Source organism: Anaerolineales bacterium (assembly GCA_016928575.1).
Taxonomy (GTDB): domain Bacteria; phylum Chloroflexota; class Anaerolineae; order Anaerolineales; family RBG-16-64-43; genus JAFGKK01.
Map to the genome: position 1 here is coordinate 1 of JAFGKK010000070.1, position 5199 is coordinate 5199.

Annotated in this window: 3 protein-coding genes; 1 reads left to right on the forward strand and 2 read right to left on the reverse strand. The window is 64.4% G+C overall.

Annotation, left to right across the window (positions count from 1 at the left end; genetic code table 11):
• Positions 1-182 precede the first annotated feature (182 nt).
• A complete protein-coding gene (locus JW929_09625) occupies positions 183-1535 on the reverse strand; it encodes a phospholipid carrier-dependent glycosyltransferase (protein ID MBN1439656.1) in 1353 nt (450 codons plus the stop codon).
• 23 nt (positions 1536-1558) lie between these two features.
• Positions 1559-3187 carry a hypothetical protein gene (locus JW929_09630; protein ID MBN1439657.1) on the reverse strand — a complete coding sequence of 543 codons (1629 nt, stop codon included), beginning with the start codon at positions 3185-3187 and terminating at the stop codon, positions 1559-1561.
• Between JW929_09630 and JW929_09635 the strand changes: the two genes are divergently transcribed.
• On the forward strand, positions 3174-4793 hold the full coding sequence (locus JW929_09635) for a glycosyltransferase family 39 protein (protein ID MBN1439658.1): 1620 nt from the start codon (positions 3174-3176) through the stop codon (positions 4791-4793). The two genes, JW929_09630 and JW929_09635, sit on opposite strands and share 14 nt — an antisense overlap.
• The last annotated feature ends 406 nt before the right edge of the window (positions 4794-5199 follow it).

Sequence of the window (5199 nt, forward strand, 5' to 3'; positions counted from 1 at the left end):
ATTGATGGTTTCAAATAATTACATCCTTTTTTTCCGCTGTTATGGGGCTGGGAGAAGGTGCCCGAAGGGCGGATGAGGGGGAGGGTGAGCAGGTAGAATTTTTGTATTGAAATAGACAGCCTGAGCCGGTGCCATAGATTTTACGATGACGGTTGGAGCGGTATCCGCCCGGCAACGCATGGTCAGCCTACCCGGTTATCCCGAGATGGCTCACGCCGTTTGCGGATTTCCCGCCCGATTCCCGCCGCAACCGCGCCGACGGCTCCGGCGGAAAGCGCCGCTCCGGCCGGAATCAGCGGCAGGTAGTACCGCTGCCAGAGGATCGGAATCCCGGCGATGATTCCGGCGAATACCGAAAGAAACCAAAGCAAAGCGACGATCCAGGCGCCGTCCAATCTTCGCCGGACCACCCGCACCCCCGCGTATCCCAATCCATAAAGCGCCAGTCCGGCGGCCAGGCCGGAGCCGGCGGCGCCGGCGGTCAGCGCGTTCAGCGGCAACGCGAGGTAGGCTCGCTCGGCTGCGGCGGTGGCATCGGCGTAGTTTGGGATCTCCCAGAACGCCGGCGGCGCGACAAACCATTCATAAAAGGCGCCCATCAGCCGAATCGGAACCGATTCCAACAACGACATCGGCGCGGCGGCGCGCAGGGCTTGGACCTGCTCCGCCAACAGGCATTGGCGTTCGGCGACGGTTGCCGCAAGGGCTCCCAAAGGATCGCACCAATACACGGGATTGAGGAGAAGGAACACGGCCAGAAAGCCCGCCGCCGTCACCCCCGAACGGGCCAAACCGCGCAGAAAAACCCGCCAGACCGACTCCTCTCCCGTTTCAAGAAACATCGCCGCGAGAACGACCGGAGCGATCAACAATCCCGAATACTTCGCGGAGGCGGACAAGGCCAACGCCGCGCCCACCGACAGCGGCCATCCGATTTCCCGGAAAAACCTTGCGGCGATCCGGCGTCGTTCCAGCAGAAGGGCTACTGTTAGAATCATCCCGAATAAGAGCCCCGCCTCGCTCATCGCCCGCCGGCCGTGGAGGAGGATCTGCGGGTTCAATCCGAACAGCAGAGCGGCGGCCGCGGCTCCCGTTCCGCCGCCCAGCCTCCAGCCGATCCGCGCCATCAGCAACACAGCCAGGAAAAGCAACCCGGCCTGCGGAATGCGGGCTAGGAACAGCAGACCCGGAGAGGGCACCGCCCCCCGCTCCAGGTTCCGGCTCCACTCCGCGCTCCAATCCCAATTCGCGGCCGTCGCCTCCTTCCCCCCGATCCGGCGCGCCGCGCCGACGGTGTAGCGCGTCAACGGAGTATCCCGCTCCCGTTCGGTTTGCAGGAGGTCGGCGGCGTTCCCCTTCCGCCAACAGACGGAGAGGGGTCCGGACTCTAAAATTCGGTCCAGGTCGCGGCTCATATAGATGTAGGTCGCCTCGTCCGGATGGAACGGAACGGCGGGCAACGAGCCCAGGAGAAATCCCAGGTAGACGGCGGCCGCCAGCCCCGCGGCAAGGATCCCCCCCTTCTGGACGAGCATTCCTCGTTCCCAGGAAATCGGCTTCACGGCGGATCCTTGCGGCAATACACCAACATGGCGCTACTGCCGTAGATGTCCGTCGGGTAGTCGCCGCACAGGAGGTAGGCATCCAGGAAACGGGAGTCCTTCAACAGCCCGTTGCGGCCGTACACTTCCAGCAGGACGACGACCTCCGGACGGAGGTCAAGAATCAGATCCGGCGGCATGGCATAGACGATCGAGTACATCGACACGGGCAACGGGTAATAGCGAAGGGCTGAAGGCGAATTTAATCCGACCGTGTCGAGGATGACCGCATCCAAATGGTACCCGAGGACTCCGACGTCGCCGGCGGCGACGGTCGATCCCGGCGGAATCATCTCCCGCAGATCCTCCGCCACCTGACGGTAAAGCTGTTCCAGACCGACGAACGCCATTGCGGGCGCCGGCTGCGCCGGCCCGGTCTCGGGTGCGAAGGTCCATTCGCGGAGGGAGAATATCATCGCCGCAGCGGCCAAGGCGCAAAAAAGGCCGCGGCGGAGGCCCGCCGGGAGAATTTTTCGGCCCTTCGGCAGGGAAACGCGGCCGGTCCATTCCCCCCGCGCCGCCGTTTCTTGCGGAACCGCCCCCGACCCGGTGGGACGCGGCAATCCCAGCATGGCATCCAAACCGAGAAAAATCGAAAGGAAGAAGAAAGGCAGAGGCGGGGCTAGGTACCAGCGGAAGATGAGCGGATTGGCGGCAGAGAAGACGGCGAAATACAGCCACGGGTAGACCAATCCGGCGGAAGCCCCGGAGCCCGGCCTGCGGATCCCGGCGGCGCGGATCCCGACCAGGGAGAGGAACAGATACAGAGGAATGGTCAGAAGAAGTATGACGGTTCCAAAAGTGTTGTGTTCAAAAAACGGGGTGCCGTAATGCTGGAGCATCCGGATGAAGCCGCTGCCGGGATCGAGCCGGTAAGCGACGGATTTGGCGAGGATCGAATGCGGCAGGAGGGTGCCGTAATACAAAGCGGCGAACGCGAGCCATCCGCAGACGATCAGCAGGAAGGGTATCGCGGCGCGCAGCAGCGCTTTCAGCCCGATCCGGAAGGGAGCCTCCCGAATCCGGACAACCGCAAGATCGAGCCAGATCAACCCGGCGAAGATCAGCGCGTCCGGCCGGGCGAGAAAGGCCAATCCGGCCAGCGCGCTCATTGCGTGTATGTTCCCCTCCAGGCGGAAGTACAATACGGAGACGAGCAAGAGGATGTACACGCTGGTCTCCAGGCCGCCGATAGCGAAGGTGACGCTCATCGGGGAGAGCGCCCAAAGCAGTGCGGCGGTCCAGCCGGCGGCGGAGGAGCGGAGCAAGCATCCGATCCGGATCAGGAGCAGGCAGGTCAGCGCGTCCGCCAAGGCGTTGATCATCAGGGCGATCTCCGGGAACGGCGCGCCGGCGCCGCCCAACGGCGCGGCCGCGGCGGCCAGCAAGCCCATGTAGAGGGGCGTGGTCGTCCCCAGCACCCGCTGGCCGGGATTGAACACCGGGCCTTCCCCTTCCAACAGGTTGCGCGCGTACCGAAACGTGATGTACGCGTCGTCAATGGTCCGCGGGCCGGGAACAATCCGCGCCGAGAAGGCCAGCGCCGCAATCCCAATCCCGAGGAGGATCTTCGTGCGAGGCGACATACGGAAGATTATACGGGAAACCGCCGTCCGGTACGGCGTCCTCGCCGCGGCGGTGGCGGTCAGCTTGGCGGGCAAAGCCGCGCTCCTCGCGGCCCAGGCCGTGCCGTTCAACGCCGACGAGGCGGTGGTCGCGCTGATGGCCAAGCACATCCTCCAAGGGGAGCGGCCGCTGTTCTTCTACGGCCAGGCGTACATGGGCAGCCTGGATGCAATTCTCGTCGCGGGCGGATTCGCGCTGCTGGGTCCGCAAGCCTGGATCGTCCGCGCGGTTCAGGGATTGCTGTACGCGGGAACGATGGCGGTTTGGCACCGTTTCTGCGAGGAAGGCTTCCACTCCGCCGCGGCGGCACGGATCGCCGTCCTGCTCCTGGCCGTCCCGCCCGTTTTTGCGGCGCTGTACACGACGGCCTCGCTGGGAGGATACGGCGAAGCGCTCTTCTTCGGAAGCCTGTGCATGCTGTTGGCTTTGCAGATCCTCCGCGGAAAGGCAACCCCGGCCCGTTGGTTGTTTCTGGGGCTTGCGGCCGGGATCGGTTTTTGGTCTTTTCCACTATCGTTGATCCTTTCGGCCCCGGCCGTCCTGGCCGCGCTTTTTGGAAAGAAAAACACCCCCACCCCGGCGGCCCAGGCCCGGAAGGGGTGGATCCTGCTCGGTGTGGGCGCGATCCTGGGCGCGCTGCCCTGGATCGTCGGCTGGATCCGGATGGGGGCGGATGTGTGGAACGAGCTCGCCGGAAGCGCGATTGCGGGCACCCTTCCGGGCGGCTGGGGAGCGGTCCTCCCTCTGCGGCTGTTGAACTTCTTCGTCTTCGGACTCTCCGCCTTGTTCGGCCTGCGGCCGAGTTGGGAACTCCGCTGGCTGGTCCCGGCCCTTCTGCCCGCCGCGCTGATCCTCCAGCTGGGGGCGGCGGCCGCGGCCGTCCGGGGATTGCGGCTGCGGGATTCCTCCCGCCCGGCGCGGTGGATGCTGGCCGGTTCGGCGGTGGCGCTGCTTGCCGTATACCTTTTTACACCGTTTGGGAACGATCCCAGCGGACGCTATTTTCTGCCGCTGGTTCCGGTGGCGGCCGTCTTCGCCGCCGACCTGGCCATCCGGGCGGCGCCGCGCTTCGGGCTCGCGGCGTACCTGATCCCCGGAGTGCTGATCGCCTACCAGGCCGCGGGAGCAATCAATTGCGCCGCGCGCAATCCACCGGGTATCACAACCCAATTCGATCCGGTCGCCCAGTTGGATCAGCGGGACCTGCCAAAGGTGATCGACTTCCTGCGGACACACGGCGAAACGCGCGGCTACTCCACCTATTGGGTGTCGTTTCCGCTGGCGTTCTCCTCCGGCGAGGAGCTGATCTTCACCGCCCGTCTGCCGTACCACGAGGACCTGCGCCACACGCCGCGCGACAACCGGTACGCCCCCTACCACGAGCTCGTGGAGAACTCCGATCGGGTGGCCTACATCACCGCGAAAAATCCGGCGCTCGATGCGCTGCTCGAATCGGCGTTCGCCCGCCTGGGAGTCGAATACCGGATCGAGCAGATCGGCGATTACCGGATTTATTACCAACTTTCCCGCGCGATGCGGCCGGAGGAGTTGGGATTGCCGGGGTAATCCGCCGGGCGGGGATGCTCCTTCCCATCGGCTCTTTCGGCCAACCGGTTTCGGCCCCGGCGCGGGTTCCGCGGATCCATCTACTACGATCGCGACGAGGCTAACCCTTCTTGACCCGCGGCGGAGAAGGCATGCAATCGTAGCCCTGGAAGATATTCCAATGGCCTCACTCACATTTCCACGCACCGATCCCAATTCTCTTTCGCACAATCTCAACCCATCCACGGAGCACACGGAGCTGCACGGAAAAAGCTGAAAAATATCCGCATATCTCTGTGTCCTCCATGGTGGTTTGTATTTTTTGTAGAAGAAGTGGCTGTCAAATCGAGTAGGGAGCGGTGACTGGCCGCTCCCTCTCACACCACCGGACATGCGGGTCCGCATCCGGCGGTTCGCAAAAGAGAAC